Source organism: Streptomyces sp. UNOC14_S4, from assembly GCF_020740835.1.
Lineage (GTDB): Bacteria > Actinomycetota > Actinomycetes > Streptomycetales > Streptomycetaceae > Streptomyces.
Genome location: NZ_JAINFC010000085.1, coordinates 1 through 19,830, shown reverse-complemented (window position 1 = coordinate 19,830; position 19,830 = coordinate 1). Strand labels below are relative to the sequence as shown.

Below are 19,830 nucleotides of genomic sequence, written 5' to 3'. Positions count from 1 at the left end.
GTGTCGGTGGGCCGTTCCGACGGTCTGGTCGATCCCGCGCAGGCGATGTCCTGGGGTCTGGGCCGGGTGGTGGCTCTGGAGCTTCCTGAGCGGTGGGGTGGTCTGGTCGATCTGCCGGAGTCCGCGGATGAGCGGGCTTTGGCGCGGCTGGTCGGGTTGCTGTCCGGCCGGGCCGAGGATGAGGCTGCTGTCCGTGCGTCGGGTGTGTTCGGCCGTCGGCTGGTGCGGGCTTCCGCTCCTGCCACGGCCGGCGACAGCTGGACGCCGGGCACTGGCTCGGTCCTGGTGACAGGCGGTACGGGAGCGCTCGGCGCCCATGTCGCCCGTTGGCTGGTGGGCAAGGGTGCCGGGCATCTGGTGCTGACGAGCCGTCGTGGTCTGGACGCGCCGGGTGCGGCCGAACTGCGTGACGAGCTCACCGCGTTGGGTGCCCGGGTCACGATCGCCGCGTGCGACGTGGCCGACCGCGACGCCCTCGCCGGTCTGATCGCCTCGCTGCCCGCCGAACTCCCGCTGACCGCTGTCGTCCACGCCGCCGGTGTGCTCGATGATGGCGTGCTGGACGCGCTCACCCCCGAGCGCTTCGCCACCGTCCTCCGCGCCAAGGCCGAGACCGCCGCTTCTCTGGACGAGGCGACGCGCGGGCTGGACCTGTCCGCGTTCGTCCTCTTCTCCTCCCTGTCGGGCACGCTCGGTGCCGCGGGCCAGGGCAACTACGCCGCCGCCAACGCCTACCTGGACGCCCTCGCCGAGCGGCGCCGGGCCGAGGGTCTGCCCGCGACGTCGGTCGCGTGGGGTCCGTGGGCCGAGGGCGGCATGGCCGCCGACGAGGCCCTCGAACAGCGCCTGCGCCGCGAGGGCATGCCCCCGATGGCGCCCGAGTCGGCGATCGCCGCCCTCCAGCGGGCGCTGGACCTGGACGAGACCGCGGTCACGGTCGCGGACATCGACTGGGAGCGCTTCGCCCCCGGCTTCGTCACCGTCCGGCCGGGCGCGCTGCTCACCGAACTGCCCGAGGCCCGCGAGACGCTCGCGGACCGCACCGCGCGGAACGACGCCACCGGTGGCTCCTCGCTCGCCGAGCGGCTGGCCGGGCTCGCCCCGGCGGAGCAGGGCCGGGTGCTGCTGGAGCTGGTGCGTACGCACGTCGCGGCCGTCCTCGGACACGACGACGCGACGTCGGTGGGCGCCGAACGGGCCTTCCGGGAGCTGGGCTTCGACTCGCTGACCGCGGTCGAGCTGCGCAACCGGCTGGGTTCCGCCACCGGCGTGCGGCTGCCCGCGACGCTGGTCTTCGACTATCCGTCCGTCTCCTCCCTGGCCGACTACCTGCGGGCCGAGCTGGTGGGCGCCGTCGCGGGCCCCGCCGTCCCGGAGCCGTCGCAGGCCGTGCAGACCGTGCCGGTCGACGACGACCCGATCGCGATCGTCGCGATGAGCTGCCGCTTCCCCGGCGGGGTCCGCACCCCCGAGGAGCTGTGGACGCTGCTGACGTCCGGTCAGGACGCGATGGGAGAGTTCCCCGCCGACCGCGGCTGGGACCTGGACGCGCTCTACGACCCGGACCCGGACCGGCAGGGCACCTTCTACGCCCGCGAGGGCGGATTCCTCTACGACGCGGGCCAGTTCGACGCGGCGTTCTTCGGGATCTCGCCGCGCGAGGCGCTTGCCATGGACCCGCAGCAGCGCCTGCTGCTGGAGACCTCCTGGGAGCTGTTCGAGCGGGCGGGCATCGACCCGGCCGCTCTGCGCGGCACCTCCGCCGGTGTCTTCGTCGGCTCCAACGGGCAGGACTACGACTCGTCCCTGCGCGACATTCCCGAGGGCGTCGAGGGCTACCTGGGCACGGGCAACGCCGCCAGCGTCGTCTCCGGCCGGCTCGCCTACACCTTCGGCCTGGAGGGCCCGGCGGTCACCGTCGACACCGCCTGCTCGTCGTCGCTGGTCGCCCTGCACTGGGCGATCCAGGCGCTGCGCGCCGGTGAGTGCTCGCTCGCGCTGGCCGGTGGTGTGACGGTGATGTCCAGCCCCGGTGCGTACATCGAGTTCAGCCGCCAGCGCGGGCTCGCCCCCGACGGCCGCTGCAAGGCGTTCGCCGCCGGGGCGGACGGCACGGGCTGGGGTGAGGGCGTCGGCATGCTGCTCGTCGAGCGGCTGTCGGATGCTCAGCGCAACGGTCACCCGGTGCTGGCGGTCGTCCGCGGCTCCGCCATCAACCAGGACGGCGCGAGCAACGGCCTGACCGCCCCCAACGGCCCGTCCCAGCAGCGCGTCATCCGCCAGGCGCTCGCCAACGCGGGTCTCACGTCCGCCGACGTGGACGCGGTCGAGGCGCACGGCACCGGCACCCGCCTGGGCGACCCGATCGAGGCACAGGCGCTGCTGGCCACCTACGGCCAGGACCGCGAGGGCGACCGGCCGCTGTGGCTCGGCTCCATCAAGACCAACATCGGGCACACCCAGGCCGCGGCCGGTGTCGCGGGCATCATCAAGATGGTCAAGGCCATCGAGCACGGCGTGCTGCCGCAGACGCTCCACGTGGACGCGCCCTCCCCGCACGTCGACTGGTCCGCGGGCGCGGTCGCGCTGCTCACCGAGCAGACGGTCTGGCCGGAGACCGGGCGTCCGCGGCGCGCGGGCGTCTCCGCCTTCGGGTTCAGCGGCACCAACGCCCACACGGTGCTGGAGCAGGCCCCCGAGCCCGCCCCGGCGCGGGCCGTGCCCGGTGACCGGCGGCCCGAGGTGCTGGCCTGGCCGCTGTCCGCCAAGGGTGCCGACGCCCTGCGGGCCCAGGCCGCGCGCCTGCGCGCGTACGTGGACGGTGCCGAGGCACCGCGCCCGCTCGACGTGGCGTACTCGCTGGCCACCACCCGGGCCGCTCTGGAGCACCGCGCCGTGGTCGTCGGGGCGGACCGGGAGCGGCTGCTGGCCGGCCTGGACGCGCTGGCGCGCGGCGAGTCGGCGGCGCACGTCGTCCAGGGCACGCCCGCCGAGGGGCGCACGGCGTTCCTGTTCACTGGCCAGGGCAGCCAGCGGCTCGGCATGGGCCGCGAGCTGTACGCCGCCTACCCGGTGTTCGCCGAGGCGCTCGACGCGGTGACCGCGGAGCTGGACCGGTACCTGGAACAGCCGCTGTACGACGTGGTGTTCGGGGACGACGCCGCGGCGCTGGACCGGACGGGCTTCACGCAGCCCGCCCTCTTCGCGGTCGAGGTGGCGCTGTTCCGCCTCGTCGAGGCATGGGGCATCGCGCCGGACGTCCTGGCCGGTCACTCCATCGGCGAGCTGGCCGCCGCGCACGTCTCGGGCGTGCTGTCCCTCGCCGACGCCGCGCGGCTCGTGGCGGCGCGCGGCAGGCTGATGCAGGCGCTGCCCGCCGGTGGCGCGATGATCGCGGTGCAGGCGACCGAGGACGAGGTGCTGCCACTGCTCGCGGACCGCGGGCACGAACTGGGCGTCGCCGCCGTCAACGGACCGGACTCCGTGGTGATCGCCGGGGCCGAGGACGCGGCGACGGAGGTCGCGGAGATCCTGCGCGGCCGGGGCCGCAAGACCAAGCGGCTCACCGTCAGCCACGCCTTCCACTCCCCGCTCATGGACGGGATGCTCGCCGACTTCCGCAAGGTCGCCGAGAGCCTGGCCTACGGCGAGCCGCGCCTGGCGCTCGTCTCCACCGTCACCGGACTGCCGGTGACCGACGAGATGAGCCAGGCCGACTACTGGGTGCGCCACGCCCGCGAGGCCGTGCGCTTCCTCGACGCGGTGCGCACCCTGGAGACCCAGGGCGTCACCACGTACGTGGAGCTCGGCCCCGACGGCGTCCTCACCGCCATGGCGCAGGACTGCGTGACCGGCACCGAGGCCGCCTTCGTCCCGGTGCTGCGCACGGGCCGCCCGGAAGCGGAGACGCTCACCGGCTCCCTCGCCCGGCTGCACGTCCGGGGCGTGACCCCGGACTGGGCCGCCGTCCACACCGGCACGGGAGCCGGCCGCGTCGCCCTGCCGACGTACGCCTTCCAGCGCAACCGCTACTGGCTCGAAGGCTCCGCGCAGCAGACGCGGGGCGCGACGGCCGGGGCGGCCGTGGATCCGCTCGACGCCCGGTTCTGGGAGGCCGTCGAGAGCGACGACCTCGCCGCTCTCACCGACATCGTGGACATCGACACCGGGCAGCCGCTGAGCGCGCTGCTGCCCGCCCTGTCCGCCTGGCGCCGCCGCCGTCGCGAGCAGGCCACGCTCGACGGCTGGCGCTACCGCGTCACCTGGAAGCCGCTGGCCGAACCGGACGGCGTCCCGCTCGTCACCGGCACCTGGCTGGCCGTCGTACCGGCCGGACACGCCGGGAGCCCGGCCGTACGGCGCGTCGTGGACGCGCTGGTTGAACGCGGTGCCCGCGTGCTGCCGGTGACCCCCACCGGCCTCGACCGGACGGAACTGGCCGCCACGCTGCGCGAGGCGGCCGCCGAGGAGCCGGTGCACGGCGTGCTGTCCCTGCTCGCGCTCGCCGAGCAGCCGCACCCCGCACACCCCGCGGTGTCCACCGGGCTGCTGCTCACCTCGGTCCTGGTGCAGGCCCTCGGGGACACCGGCTGGGACGCGCCGCTGTGGTGCGCCACCACCGGCGCCGTCTCCACCGCGCCGTCGGAGCGGGTCGGCAGCGCCGTCCAGGCACAGATCTGGGGCCTGGGCCGGGTCGTCGCCCTCGAACACCCGGAGCGCTGGGGCGGTCTGCTCGACCTGCCCGCGACGCTCGACGAGCGGTCCGCCGACCGGCTGGCCGCCGCGCTCGGCGGGACCGTCGGCGAGCAGGGGCACGAGGACCAGCTGGCCCTCCGTACGGCCGGAATCCTGGCCCGCCGGATCGGCCGCGCCGAGCCCGCGGCGGCGGTACGCGAGCCCTGGCGGCCGCGCGGCACCGTCCTGGTGACCGGCGGCACCGGCGCCCTGGGCGCGCACGTCGCCCGCTGGCTGGCGGGCAACGGCGCCGAGCACCTGGTGCTGACGAGCCGTCGTGGCCCGGACGCGCCCGGCGCGTCCGAACTGCGCGCCGAACTCGCCGCGCTCGGGGCCCGGGTGACCGTTGTCGCCTGCGACGTCACCGACCGGGAGGCGGTGGCCGGACTGCTGGCCGCCGTACCGGCCGGGACCCCGCTGACCGCCGTGGTGCACACGGCGGGAGCCGGGCAGTTCGCCCCGCTCGACGGGACCGGCCCGGCGGAGGTCGCCGGGGTGCTGGCCGCCAAGGTCGCCGGCGCCGTCCACCTGGACGCGCTGCTCGGCGACACCGCGCTCGACGCCTTCGTGCTCTTCTCGTCCATCGCGGGCGTGTGGGGGAGCGGCGGGCAGGGCGCGTACTCCGCGGCCAACGCCTTCCTCGACGCGCTCGCCGAACAGCGCCGGGCGCGCGGCCTGACCGCCACCTCGGTGGCCTGGGGCCCGTGGGCGGACGGCGGCCTGGTCGCGGACGACGAGGCGGCCGAACAACTGCGCCGCCGCGGCCTGCCCGTGCTGCCCCCGCACTCCGCGATCGCCGCCCTCCAGCAGGCCCTGGACGGCGACGAGACCACCGTGACCGTGGCCGACGTCGACTGGGAGCGGTTCGCCCCGGCCTTCACCGCCGCCCGGCCGCGCCCGCTCATCGCCGACCTGCCCGAGGTGCGCGACGCCCTGGCGGAACCGGCCGCGGAGCAGGAGCAGGTCACCGGCGAGACGCCCGACGCGCTGGCCGAGCGGCTGGCCGGACTCGGCGGCCCCGAGGCCGACCGCGTCCTGCTCGACCTGGTCCGCACCCATGTCGCGGCCGTGCTCGGCCACGACGGCACCGCGGGCATCGAGGAGAACCGGGCGTTCAAGGAGCTGGGCTTCGACTCGCTCACCGCCGTCGAGCTCCGCAACCGGCTGGGCGCGGCCACCGGGCAACGGCTCACCGCCACCCTGGTGTTCGACCACCCCACACCCGCCGCGCTCGCCGCCAGGCTGCGCGCGGAGATCCTGGGCGAGGACACCGCGCCGGAACTCCCGGCGCTCGCCGAGATCGACAAGCTGGAATTCACCCTCACCCACGTCCCCGCCGACACCGCGGAACGGGCGAAGGTCACAGCGCGGCTCGAAGCGCTGCTGAGGACGTGGCACGAAGTCGAGAGCTCCACTGCCGGAGACGGCTCCGACGACGAGGACGGGACCGACCTCGAGACCGCCTCGGCCGACGACATCTTCGACATCATCAACAATGAATTCGGAAGGTCCTGACGTTCAGTGGCTAGCGCGAACGAAGAGAAGCTTCTCGACAACCTGAAGTGGATGACCACTGAGCTGCGCCGGGCACGCCGCCGCCTGACCGAGGTGGAGGAGGAGGCCCACGAGCCTGTCGCGATCGTCGCGATGAGCTGCCGCTTCCCCGGGGACGTACGGTCCCCCGAGGACCTGTGGCACCTGGTCGACCGGGGCGGCGACGCCATCGCGCCCTTCCCCGCCGACCGCGGCTGGGACCTGGAGGCCCTGGCCGACCCCGACCCCGACCGCAAGGGCACCTTCTACAACAGCGGTGGCGGATTCCTCGCGGAAGCCGCCGACTTCGACCCCGGCTTCTTCGGCATCTCGCCGCGCGAAGCCCTGGCCATGGACCCGCAGCAGCGCCTGCTGCTGGAGACGTCCTGGGAGGTCTTCGAGCGCGCGGGCATCGACCCGGCCACGCTGCGCGGCAGCCGTACCGGCGTCTACGTCGGCGCCGCCGCCATGGGCTACGGCACCGACCTCCAGGGCGCGCCGGAGGAGCTGGAGGGCCTGCTGCTGACCGGCGGCGCCACCAGCGTGCTCTCCGGCCGCATCGCCTACACCTTCGGCCTGGAGGGCCCGGCCGCCACCATCGACACGGCGTGCTCGTCATCGCTGGTCGCGCTGCACTGGGCGGCCCAGGCGCTGCGCACGCGCGAGTGCTCGCTGGCCCTGGTCGGCGGTGTCACCGTGATGCCCAACCCGGACGTCTTCGTGGAGTTCAGCCGCCAGCGGGGCCTCGCCCCCGACGGCCGCTGCAAGTCCTTCGCCGCCTCCGCCGACGGCACCGGCTGGTCCGAGGGCGTGGGCATGCTGCTCGTCGAGCGGCTCTCCGACGCGCGCAGGAACGGCCACCAGGTGCTGGCGGTCGTCCGTGGCTCCGCCGTCAACCAGGACGGCGCGAGCAACGGGCTCACGGCCCCCAACGGTCCGGCCCAGCAGCGCGTCATCCGCCAGGCCCTGGAGAACGCCCGGCTGTCCGCCGCCGAGGTCGACGTCGTCGAGGCGCACGGCACGGGCACCACGCTGGGCGACCCCATCGAGGCCCAGGCACTGCTCGCCACCTACGGCCAGGAGCGCCCCGAGGGACGGCCGCTGTGGCTGGGCTCGCTGAAGTCCAACCTCGGCCACACCCAGGCGGCGGCCGGTACCGCGGCCATCATCAAGATGGTCATGGCGATGCGCGAGGGCGTACTCCCGCAGACCCTCCACGTGGACGAGCCCACGCCCGAGGTCGACTGGACCGCCGGTGACGTCGCCCTGCTGACCGAGGCCCGCCCGTGGCCCGAGACCGGACAGCCGCGCCGCGTCGGCATATCGGCCTTCGGCGTCAGCGGCACCAACGCCCACACCATCCTGGAGCAGGCGCCCGAGGAGACGGCGGACGAGACGGCGGACGAGACGGACGAGGCCGCTCCGGCCGCCCCCGCCGTCGTACCGCCCGTCCTGCCCTGGACCCTCTCCGCCAGGAGCGCGACCGCGCTGCGCGCCCAGGCCGAGCGGCTGCTCGCGCACCTGGAGAACGGCACGCCCGCCGCCGTGGCCGACATCGCCTGCTCCCTGGCGACCGGCCGCGCCGCCCTGGAGCGCCGCGCCGTCGTCGTCGGCGCCGACCGCGACGCCTTCCGCACCGCCCTGGAGGCCCTGGCCCGCGGCGAGTCCGCGCCCGGCCTGACCGAGGACACGGCCACCGGCGGCAGGACCGCGTTCCTGTTCACCGGTCAGGGCAGCCAGCGGCTCGGTATGGGCCGTGAGCTGTACGGCGCGTACCCGGCGTTCACGGAGGCGCTGGACGCGGTCTGCGCGGTCCTCGACCCGCACCTCGAACGGCCGCTGAAGGACGTGCTGTTCGGTGACGACGCGGCGCTGCTGGACCGGACGGGCTGGACCCAGCCCGCGCTGTTCGCCGTCGAGGTCGCGCTGTACCGGCTGCTGGAGGGCTGGGGCGTCAAGGCCGACGTCCTGGCCGGTCACTCGATCGGTGAGCTGGCCGCCGCGCATGTGGCGGGCGTGCTGTCGCTGGAGGACGCCTGCACCCTGGTCGCCGCGCGCGGCCGCCTGATGGAGGAACTTCCCGCCGGTGGCGCGATGATCGCGGTGCAGGCGTCGGAGGACGAGGTTCTTCCGCTGCTGACCGAGCGCGTGAGCATCGCCGCCCTCAACGGCCCGCAGTCCGTCGTGATCGCGGGCGACGAGGACGCGGCCGCCGAGATCGCCGTCGCCTTCGAGGCACAGGGCCGCAAGACCAAGCGCCTCGCCGTCTCGCACGCCTTCCACTCCCCGCTCATGGACGGCATGCTCGACGCCTTCCGCGCCGTGGCGGAGAAGCTGACGTTCCACGCCCCCCGGATCCCCGTGGTCTGCGCCGGGGACGTCACCAGCCCCGACTTCTGGGTCCGTCACGTCCGGGACGCCGTACGGTTCCTGGACACCGTCCGGACACTTGAGGCACAGGGCGTCACCACGTACCTCGAACTCGGCCCCGACGGCGTCCTCTCCGCCATGGCACAGGAGTGCGTGACCGGCGACGGCGCGGCGTTCGCGCCGGTGCTCCGCAAGGACCGCCCGGAGGCCGAGACGCTCACCACGGCCGTCGCCCGCGCCCACGCACGGGGCACGGCCGTCGACTGGGCCGCGTACTTCACGGGCACCGGCGCGCGCCGCGTGGACCTGCCGACGTACGCCTTCCAGCACCAGCGCTTCTGGCTGGAGCCCGGCGCGCGGACCGGCGACGTGACCGCCGTGGGCCTGGAGCCCGCCGACCACCCGCTGCTCGGCGCGGCCGTGCCGCTCGCCGACAGCGACGGGTTCCTGTTCACCGGACGGCTCGGCCTGGACACCCACCCGTGGCTGGGCGACCACACCGTCCTCGGCTCGGTCCTGCTGCCCGGCACCGCCTTCGTCGAGCTGGCGATCCGCGCGGGCGACCAGGTCGGCTGCGACCACCTGGACGAACTCACCCTCGAAGCACCGCTGGTGCTGCCCGCGCGCGGCGGCGTCTCCCTCCAGCTCGTGGTGGGCGCGCCCGACACCGACGGCCGCCGCCCGCTGTCCGTCCTCTCCCGCGCGGCGGGCGCCCCGGCCGACTCCCCGTGGACCCGGCACGCCGGCGGCACCCTCGCCGTCGGCGCCCCGCGCCCCGGCTTCGCGCTGACCGAGCCGACCGAGTGGCCGCCGAGCGGCGCCGAGCAGGCCGACCCCGAGGAGCTGTACGCCGCCCTCGCCGGCCACGGACTCCCGTACGGGCCCGCCTTCCAGGGGCTCACGGCCGCCTGGCGGCGCGGCACCGAGCTCTTCGCCGAGGTACGGCTGCCCGAGGCGGCCCAGGCCACCGCGTTCGGCCTGCACCCGGCGCTGCTCGACGCCGCCCTGCACGCGCTCGCCCTCGACGCCGACGACCAGGGCCGGGGACGGCTGCCGTTCGCCTGGACCGGGGTGTCGCTGTACGCGAGCGGCGCTGCCGCCCTGCGTGTCCGCCTGGAGCTCCAGGGGGCCGAGAGCGTACGGCTGGAGATCGCGGACGCCACCGGCGCGCCGGTGGCCGCCGTGGCATCGCTGGCGCTGCGCACCGTCACGGACGAGCAGCTGCGGCCCGCCCGGGCGGCGCACCACGAATCGCTGTTCCGCCTGGAGTGGACCGAGCTCGCGGGCACGTCCGGCACGACCGGCACGAGCACGCCCGGCCGATGGGCGGCCCTGGGCTCCGCCGCCCCGGCGGGCGTCGACGTCCCGGCGTACGCGGACCTCACCGCCCTCGGCGAGGCGCTGGCGGCAGGCGCGGACGTACCGGACCACGTCTTCGTGACGCCCGGCAAGGAGACGGACCGGGACGCGGCCGGTGCCGCGCACCGCGCCACCGCCGAGGCGCTCGCCCTGATCCAGTCGTGGCTGGCGGACGAGCGGTTCGCCGACGCGCGGCTGGTGCTGACGTCCTCGCCGCGCGACCTCGCCCACGCCGCCGTACGCGGCCTCGTGCGCTCGGCACAGGCCGAGAACCCGGACCGTTTCGTCCTGCTGGACACCGGCGACACTGGCGAGCAGGAGACGGGCGCGGTGTCGCCCGCGACGCTGGCGGCCGCGCTGGCCTCCGGCGAGGAGCACCTGGCCGTCGGCCCGGACACCGTACGGATACCGAGGCTGGCCCGCGTGCCGGCCGAGGACGGCACCGGCACCGGCAGCGTCTGGAACCCCGACGGCACCGTGCTGGTCACCGGCGCGAGTGGCGCACTGGGCGGGCTGGTGGCCCGGCACCTGGTCACGGAGCACGGCGTACGCGCGCTGCTGCTGGTCAGCCGACGGGGCGCCGAAGCCGACGGGGCCGCCGAGCTGGCCGCCGAACTCGCCGAGGCGGGTGCCGAGGTGACCTGGGCCGCCTGCGACGCGGCCGACCGGGGCGCGCTGGAGCAGGTCGTCTCCGCGATCCCGGCCGACCGGCCGCTGACCGCCGTCGTGCACACGGCGGGCGTCCTGGACGACGGCCTGGTCGCCACCCTGACGCCCGAACGGCTCGCCACCGTCCTGCGTCCGAAGGCCGACGCGGCCTGGAACCTGCACGAGCTGACGCGGGAGCTGGACCTGGCCGCGTTCGTCCTCTTCTCCTCCGCCTCCGGGCTCTTCGGCAGCCCGGGCCAGGGCAACTACGCCGCCGCCAACGCGTTCCTGGACGCGCTGGCGACGCGCCGCCGCGCCGAAGGGCTCCCGGCCACCTCGCTCGCGTGGGGCCCGTGGGCGGGCGCGGGCATGGCGAGCGGCCTCGACGAGGTCGACATCAGCCGCATGCGGCGCGCGGGCCTGCCCCCGCTGACCCCGGCCGAGGGCCTGGCACTGCTCGACGCGGCGCTCACCACGGCCGAGGCCGCACCGGCCCCCCTGCACGTGGACACCACCGCCCTGCGCAAGCAGGCGGCCACGGGCACGGTCCCCGCGCTGCTGCGCGGCCTGGTCCGCGTCCCGGCACGCCGCGCGGCCCGCGCCGCCACCGGCACGGGCGACTCCGGGCTTGCCCGCGGGCTCGTCGGCCTCGGCGAGCCCGAGCAGCGCCGCCTGCTGCTCGACCTGGTCCGTACGCAGGTCGCGGCGGTGCTCGGCTACGCCGGGCCGCAGGACGTCGAGGAGAGCCGGGCGTTCAAGGAGCTGGGCTTCGACTCGCTGACCGCCGTCGAACTGCGCAACCTGCTGCGGGAGGCCACCGGGCTGCGGCTCTCGCCCACCCTCGTCTTCGACCGGCCGACCCCGCTCGCCCTGGCCGACTGGCTGCGCGACGAGATCGCCGGCGACGCGGCCGACGCGGCCGCCCCCGCCCCGGTCACCACGGCCGGCACCGACGCCGACCCGATCGCCGTCGTGGCCATGAGCTGCCGCTTCCCGGGCGGCGTCCGGTCGCCCGAGGACCTCTGGCAGCTGCTGGTCTCGGCAGGCGACGGGATCACGCCCTTCCCCGTGGACCGCGGCTGGGACCTCGACACCCTCTACAGCGACGACCCCGACCGCGAAGGCACCAGCTACACCCGTGAAGGCGGCTTCCTGCACGACGTCGCCGACTTCGACGCGGCGTTCTTCGGGATCTCGCCGCGCGAGGCGCTGGCCATGGACCCGCAGCAGCGGCTGCTGCTGGAGACGTCCTGGGAGGCGTTCGAGCGCGCGGGCATCGACCCGGCCACCCTGCGCGGCAGCCGTACCGGCGTCTACATCGGCTCCAACGAGCAGGACTACCTGACCCTCTGGCTCGACGAGCCGCAGGGACTCGAAGGACACCTGGGCACCGGCAACTCGGCGAGCGTCGCCTCCGGCCGCCTCTCGTACACCTTCGGCCTCGAAGGCCCGGCGGTCACCGTCGACACGGCGTGCTCGTCCTCGGTGGTGGCCCTGCACCTGGCCGCGCAGGCGCTGCGCACCGGCGAGTGCTCGCTGGCCCTGGTCGGCGGTGTCACGGTGATGTCCACCCCCAGCGCCTTCCTGGAGTTCAGCCGCCAGCGCGGCCTCGCCGCCGACGGCCGGATCAAGGCGTTCTCCGGCGACGCGGACGGCACCGGCTGGTCCGAGGGCGTCGGCGTCCTGCTCGTCGAACGGCTCTCGGAGGCCCGGCGCAACGGCCACCCGGTGCTCGCCGTGCTGCGCGCCACCGCGATCAACCAGGACGGCGCGAGCAACGGCCTGACGGCCCCCAACGGCCCGTCGCAGCAGCGCGTCATCCGCCAGGCACTCGCCAACGCCGGTCTGTCCACCGGCGACGTGGACGTGGTCGAGGCGCACGGCACGGGGACGACGCTGGGCGACCCGATCGAGGCCCAGGCGCTGCTCGCCACCTACGGGCAGGACCGGCCCGAGGACCGGCCGCTGCTCCTCGGCTCGGTGAAGTCCAACATCGGGCACACGCAGGCCGCCGCCGGTGTCGCGGGCATCATCAAGATGGTCAAGGCCATCGAGCACGGGGTGCTGCCGCAGACCCTGCACGTGTCCGAACCCACCCCGCACGTCGACTGGTCGGCGGGCCACATCGAGCTGCTGACCGAGGCCCGGCCGTGGCCCGAGACCGGCCGCCCGCGCCGCGCCGCCGTCTCCTCCTTCGGCTACAGCGGCACCAACTCCCACGCGATCATCGAGCAGGCCCCGGCGTCGCAGGAGGCCCCGGCCGCGGCCGCGGACTCGGGGACGGCCCTGCCCGTCCTCGCGCTGCCGGTCTCCGCCCGGAGCACGGACGCCCTCCGCGAACAGGCCGGACGGCTGCGCCCGTCCCTGGCCGCCACCGAGGGACCGCGCCCGCTCGACCTGGCCTACTCCCTGGCCACCACCCGCTCGGCCCTGGAGGAGCGCGCGGTACTGCTCGGCCGGGACGCCGAGGAACTCGCCCGGGGCCTGGAGGCGCTGGCGCGCGGTGAGTCGGCTCCGGGTGTCGTCGAGGGCTCGGTGGCCGGTGGCAGGACGGCGTTCCTGTTCACGGGTCAGGGGAGCCAGCGGCTGGGGATGGGGCGTGAGTTGTATGGCGTGTTCCCGGTGTTCGCGGATGCGCTGGACGAGGTGTGCGCGCATCTGGACGGGCACCTTGAGCGTCCGTTGAAGGACGTGATGTTCGGCGAGGACGCCGGACTGCTCGATCAGACTGGCTTTACGCAGCCTGCGCTGTTCGCCATCGAGGTCGCCCTGTTCCGTCTCATCGAGCAGTGGGGTATCGCGCCGGACTTCCTTTCCGGTCATTCGATCGGTGAGTTGGCTGCTGCGCATGTGGCTGGTGTGCTGTCGCTGGAGGATGCCTGCACGCTGGTGGCGGCTCGTGGTCGTCTGATGCAGGCGCTTCCGGCCGGTGGCGCGATGATCGCGGTGCAGGCGGCGGAGGGCGAGGTCCTGCCGCTGCTGGACGAGCGGGTGAGCATCGCCGCCCTCAACGGTCCGCAGTCCGTGGTGATTGCCGGTGACGAGGACGCGGCCGTGGCGATCGCGGCCGGTTTTGAGGTGCAGGGTCGTAAGACGAAGCGTCTGACGGTCTCTCATGCGTTCCACTCGCCGTGTATGGACGGCATGTTGGAGGAGTTCCGTGCGGTGGCGGAGACGCTGTCGTACGAGTCCCCGCGTATCCCGATCGTCTCGAACCTGACGGGTGCTCTGGTCTCCGCGGAGGAGATCGCCACGGCTGACTTCTGGGTCCGGCACGTCCGTGAGGCCGTCCGCTTCCTCGACGGCATCCGCACCCTGGAGGTCCAGAACGTCACCACCTTCGTCGAGCTCGGTCCCGACGGTGTCCTGACCGCCATGGCGCAGGACTGCGTCACCGGTGAGGGCGCGGCGTTCGTCTCCGCGCTCCGCAAGGGCCGCCCCGAGGCGGAAGCGCTGATCCACTCCGTCGCCCGGCTGTACGTCCGTGGCGTGACCCCGGACTGGGCCGCGTACTACGCGGGTACCGGCGCCCGCCGGGTCGACCTGCCCACCTACGCCTTCCAGCCCCGCCGGTTCTGGCCGGAGAGCAGCGCCGTGGAGGCGCCCGCCACGGGCACCGCGCAGGACGCGGTGGACGCGCGGTTCTGGGAAGCGGTCGAGCGCGGGGACATGGGAGCCCTCACCGCCGAGCTCGCGGTGGAGGGGGAGCAGCCGTTCAGCGCTGTGCTGCCCGCCCTGTCGTCGTGGCGGCGCAAGCAGCAGGAGAGGTCTTCCTCCGACGCCCGCCTCTACACCGTCGGCTGGAAGCCGGTGGCCGTCCCCACGGCCGGTGTGCCGTCCGGGACCTGGCTGACTGTCGTCCCCGCGGGCCTCGCGGGTGACGCCCGGACCGGCGCGGTCATCGACGACCTGGTCCGGCGCGGGGCGCGGATCGTACGGGTCGAGCTGGACGCGACGGACACCGAGCCCGAGGCGCTCGCCGCGCGGCTGGCGTCGGCGGTCGGCGAGGGCGGCCCGGTGGCCGGGGTGTTCTCGCTGCTGGCACTGGACGAGCGGCCGCACCCCGACCACCCCGCGGTGCCGGTCGGCCTGGCGCTGACCGGCGCGCTGGCCGAGGCGCTGGCACGGCACGACGCGTACGCCTCGGCCCGCCTGTGGTGCGCCACGCGCGGCGCGGTCTCCGTCGGCGGCGCCGACCGGCTGGACAGTCCCGCGCAGGCGCAGGTCTGGGGCCTGGGCCGGACTGTGGCCCTGGCCGAGCCCGAGCGCTGGGGCGGCCTGATCGACCTGCCGGAGACGCCCGACGAGCGGGCAGTGTCTCTTCTGGCCGGTGTGCTCGCCGGGGCGCACGGTGACGAGGACCAGCTCGCGATCCGCTCCGGAGGGCCGTTCGTCCGGCGTCTGACGCAGCGTCAGGCGCCCGACGGTGTCGGGGAGTGGACGCCGCGCGGCACCGTCCTGGTGACCGGTGGTACCGGCGCGCTGGGCAAGCACGTCGCGCGGCGGCTGGCCGGGTCCGGTGCCGAGCGGGTGGTCCTGCTCAGCCGCCGGGGTGCCGACGCGCCCGGCGCGGCCGAGATCGTGGCCGAACTGTCCGGCTCCGGCACCGTGGTGACCGTCGAGGCCTGTGACGTGGCGGACCGCGAGGCGCTCGCCGCCCTCGTGGAGAAGCTGGCGGCGGACGGGGCCCCGGTGCGGGCCGTGGTGCACGCGGCCGGTGTCTCCCAGGTGCCCGGCACCGCGACCGAACTCCCCGAGTTCGCCTCCGTCGTGGCGGCCAAGACGACCGGCGCGATCCACCTGGACAGCCTGTTCCCCGGTGACACCGAGGACCGTACGCTCGACGCCTTCGTGCTCTTCTCGTCGATCGCGGGCGTGTGGGGGAGTGGTGGTCAGGGCGCGTACTCCGCGGCCAACGCCTTCCTCGACGCGCTGGCCGAACAGCGCCGGGCGCGCGGCCTGGCCGCCACCTCGGTGGCCTGGGGCCCGTGGGCGGACGGCGGCATGGCCACCGAGGGCGACGCCGCCGAGCAGCTCAGCCGACGCGGCCTGCCGCCGATGGCACCGGAGCCCGCCATGGCCGCCCTGGAGCGGGTGCTGTCCCGCGACGAGACGGCCGCGGCCGTGGTCGACATCGACTGGGAGCGGTTCGCGCCGGCCTTCACCGCGGCCCGTCCGAGCCCGCTGATCGGCGACCTGCCGCAGGTCGTCGCCGCCCTGCGGGACGGCACCGACGGCGGGGAGACGGCGGACGGCTCGGCGCCCGGGCTGCGCGAGCGGCTGGCCGAACTGTCCGACGGCGAGCGGCGGGACGCGGTGCTGGAGGTGGTCCGCACGCACGTGGCGGCCGCCCTCGGCCACGCCTCCGCCGCCGACGTGGGCGTCGGGCGCGCGTTCAGCGAGCTCGGCTTCGACTCGCTCACCGCGGTCGAGCTGCGCACCAAACTGGGCGCGGCGACCGGGCTGCGGCTGCCCGCCAGCCTCGTCTACGACTACCCGACCCCCCAGGCACTCGCCGACCACCTGCTGACCGAACTGGCCCCGGCCGGGCCCGGTTCGGCCGCGGGTCCGGCGGCGGCCGTGGACACCGACCCCCAGGACGCCGAGCTCCGCCGGACCCTGGCGGCTCTCCCCATCAGCAGGATCAGGGAGGCCGGACTGCTGGAGTCACTGCTCCGGCTGGCCGACCCCCAGGCGGCGACACCCGCCGCCGGCCGCGCCGACGAGGCGGCCGGATCCATCGACGAGATGGACGTCCAGCACCTCATCGACATGGCACTCGACCTCGACAGCCTCGACGGCACCGAATCCTGACGCGGCCCAAGCACGGAGTAGCAAGATGACGACCCCCAACGAAAAGCTCGTTGAAGCACTGCGGGCCTCGCTCAAGGAGACCGACCGGCTGCGCCGGCAGAACCAGCAGCTGACCGAGGCCTCCCGGGAGCCCATCGCCATCGTCGGCATGAGCTGCCGGTACCCGGGCGGCGTGCGCTCGCCCGAGGACCTGTGGCACCTGGTCGACCGCGGCGGCGACGCCATCTCCGGCTTCCCGGAGGACCGCGGCTGGGACATCGCGGGTCTCTACGACCCCGACCCCGACCGCGAGGGCACCTTCTACGCCCGCGGCGGCGGCTTCCTCCACGAGGCCGCCGACTTCGACCCCGGTTTCTTCGGCATCTCGCCGCGCGAGGCCCTGGCCATGGACCCGCAGCAGCGCCTGCTGCTGGAGACGTCCTGGGAGGCGTTCGAGCGCGCGGGCATCGACCCGGCCGCCGTCCGCGGCTCCCGCACCGGCGTGTTCGTCGGCGCCTCCGCCCAGGCGTACGGCGCGGGCGAGTACGACCTGCCGGAGGGCGTCGAGGGCCACCTGCTCACCGGCACCGCCTCCAGCGTGGTCTCCGGCCGGCTCTCCTACGCCTTCGGCCTGGAGGGCCCGGCGGCCACCATCGACACCGCCTGCTCCTCCTCGTCCGTGGCGCTGCACCTGGCGGTCCAGGCGCTGCGCAACGGCGAGTGCTCGCTCGCCCTCGCGGCCGGTGTGACCGTGCTGGCCTCCCCGGACGTCTTCGTGGAGTTCAGCCGTCAGCGCGGCCTGTCCGCCGACGGCCGCTGCAGGTCCTTCGCCGCCTCCGCCGACGGCACCGGCTGGTCCGAGGGCGTCGGCGTGCTCCTCGTCGAGCGTCTTTCGGACGCCCGGCGCAACGGGCACCAGGTGCTGGCGGTCGTGCGCGGCTCCGCCGTCAACCAGGACGGTGCGAGCAACGGCCTGACCGCCCCCAACGGCCCCGCCCAGCAGCGCGTCATCCGCCAGGCCCTGGAGAACGCCCGGCTCGCCCCCGCCGACGTCGACGCCGTGGAGGCGCACGGCACCGGCACCACCCTGGGCGACCCCATCGAGGCGCAGGCGCTGCTCGCCACCTACGGCCAGGAGCGGCCCGAGGGGCAGCCGCTGTGGCTGGGCTCGCTGAAGTCCAACATCGGCCACACGCAGAACGCCGCCGGTGTCGCGGGCATCATCAAGATGGTCATGGCGATGCGCGAGGGCGTGCTGCCGCAGACCCTGCACGTGGACGAGCCCACGCCGCACGTCGACTGGGCGGCGGGCGAGGTCGCGCTGCTGTCCGAGGCCCGGCCGTGGCCGGAGACCGGCCGCCCGCGCCGCTTCGGCGTCTCCTCCTTCGGCGTGTCCGGCACCAACGCGCACACCATCATCGAGCAGGCCCCGGCCGAGGAGACCGCCGACACCGCAGCCGAGCCGGGCGCGGTCCCGCCGGTGCTGCCGGTGCTCCTCTCCGCCCGCACCGGCGCGGGCCTGCGGGCGCAGGCCGAGCGGTTGGGCGCGCACCTCGCGGCAGCCCCGGACACCGCACTGGCCGACCTCGGCCACTCCCTGGCCACGCGCCGCGCCGCCTTCGAGGAGCGGGCCGCGCTGGTCGTCGCCGACCGGGACGCCCTGACGGCGGGCCTGGCGGCCCTGGCAGCAGGCGAGTCCGCCCCGGGCCTGGTGACCGGCTCGGTGACCGACGGCAAGACGGCGTTCCTGTTCACCGGCCAGGGCAGCCAGCGGCTGGGGATGGGCCGTGAGCTGTACGGCACGTACCCGGTCTTCGCAGAGGCGCTGGACGCGGTCTGCGCCGCCCTCGACCCGCACCTCGAACAGCCGCTGAAGGACGTGCTGTTCGGGGATGACGCTTCGCTGCTGGACCGGACGGGCTGGACCCAGCCCGCGCTGTTCGCGGTCGAGGTGGCGCTGTTCCGCCTCGTCGAGGCGTGGGGCGTCAAGGCCGACTTCCTCTCCGGTCACTCGATCGGCGAGCTGGCTGCCGCGCACGTGGCGGGCGTGCTGTCCCTGGAGGACGCCTGCACCCTGGTCGCCGCGCGCGGCCGCCTGATGGAGGAACTTCCCGCCGGTGGCGCGATGATCGCGGTGCAGGCGTCGGAGGACGAGGTCCTGCCGCTGCTCACCGAGCGCGTGAGCATCGCCGCCCTCAACGGCCCGCGGTCCGTCGTGATCGCCGGTGACGAGGACGCGGCCGTCGCGATCGCTTCCGCCTTCGAGGCGCAGGGCCGCAAGACCAAGCGTCTGACGGTGAGTCACGCCTTCCACTCGCCCCGCATGGACGCGATGCTGGACGCCTTCCGCGCCGTCGCCGAGGGCCTGACGTACGACGCCCCGCGCGTCCCGATCGTCTCCAGCCTCACCGGCGCCCCGGTCTCCGCCGAGGAGATCACCAGCCCCGGCTTCTGGGTCCGTCACGTCCGCGAGGCCGTGCGCTTCCTCGACGCCGTCCGCACCCTTCAGGCGCAGGGCGTCACCACCTTCGTGGAGCTGGGCCCCGACGGGGTGCTCTCCGCGATGGGCCAGGACTGCGCCACCGGCACCGAGGCCGACTTCGTCCCCGTGCTGCGCAAGGGCCGTCCGGAGGCGGAGGCACTGACCACGGGCCTCGCCCGGGCACAGGTCCGCGGTGTCGCGGTCGACTGGACCGCCTTCTACGCGGGCACCGGCGCGCGCCGCGTCGACCTCCCCACGTACGCCTTCCAGCACCAGCGGTTCTGGCTGGAGCCCGGCGCCACCACCGGTGACGCGACGGCCGTCGGCCTGGAGTCGGCGGACCACCCGCTGCTGGGCGCCGCCGTGCCGCTGGCGACGAGCGACGCCTTCCTGTTCACCGGACGGCTCGGCCTCGACAGCCACCCGTGGCTGGCCGACCACGCCGTCCTGGGCTCCGCCGTGCTGCCCGGCGCCGCCCTCGTCGAACTGGCGATCCGCGCCGGCGACCAGGCGGGCTGCGAGCACCTCGCCGGACTCGCCGTCGAGACCCCGCTGGTGCTGCCCGCCCGCGGCGGCGTGCGCATCCAGGTCGAGGTCGGCGCGCGCGACGCCGCCGGGCACCGCGCGTTCACCGTCTCCTCCCGCGCCGAGGACGCCACCGCCGAGGTGTCGTGGACCCGGCACGCCACCGGCACCCTCACCGACGAGCACCCCCCGGCGGCCTCCGCCGAGCTGACCGCCTGGCCGCCCGCGGGCGCCGAGGCGATCGACACCGACGCCCTCTACGCGGACCTGGCCGCCGCCGGGCTGCTGCACGGGCCGCTCTTCCAGGGCCTGACCGCCGCCTGGCGCAGCGGCGAGGAGCTTTTCGCCGAGGTGCGGCTGGCCGAGGACGCCGACCCGGCCGCCGC

At 75.2% G+C, this 19,830-nt stretch carries 3 protein-coding genes and 1 pseudogene; all 4 read left to right on the top strand.

The features are described 5' to 3' along the window. Nucleotides 1-6,249, top strand: a 6,249-nt coding sequence (locus tag K6I34_RS10800; RefSeq protein WP_229324675.1) for a type I polyketide synthase, incomplete at its 5' end; no start/stop codon positions are given. A 6-nt stretch (nucleotides 6,250-6,255) separates the two neighbouring features. After that, nucleotides 6,256-9,921 (top strand): annotated as a pseudogene (locus tag K6I34_RS38835) (type I polyketide synthase); the annotation flags it as partial. A gap of 405 nt (nucleotides 9,922-10,326) precedes the next feature. Next, entirely contained in the window at nucleotides 10,327-16,458 is a 6,132-nt protein-coding gene (locus K6I34_RS38830) for a type I polyketide synthase (RefSeq protein WP_374230881.1), read from the top strand. A gap of 25 nt (nucleotides 16,459-16,483) precedes the next feature. Next, on the top strand, nucleotides 16,484-19,830 hold a 3,347-nt coding region (locus tag K6I34_RS10790), incomplete at its 3' end, for a type I polyketide synthase (protein WP_229324673.1).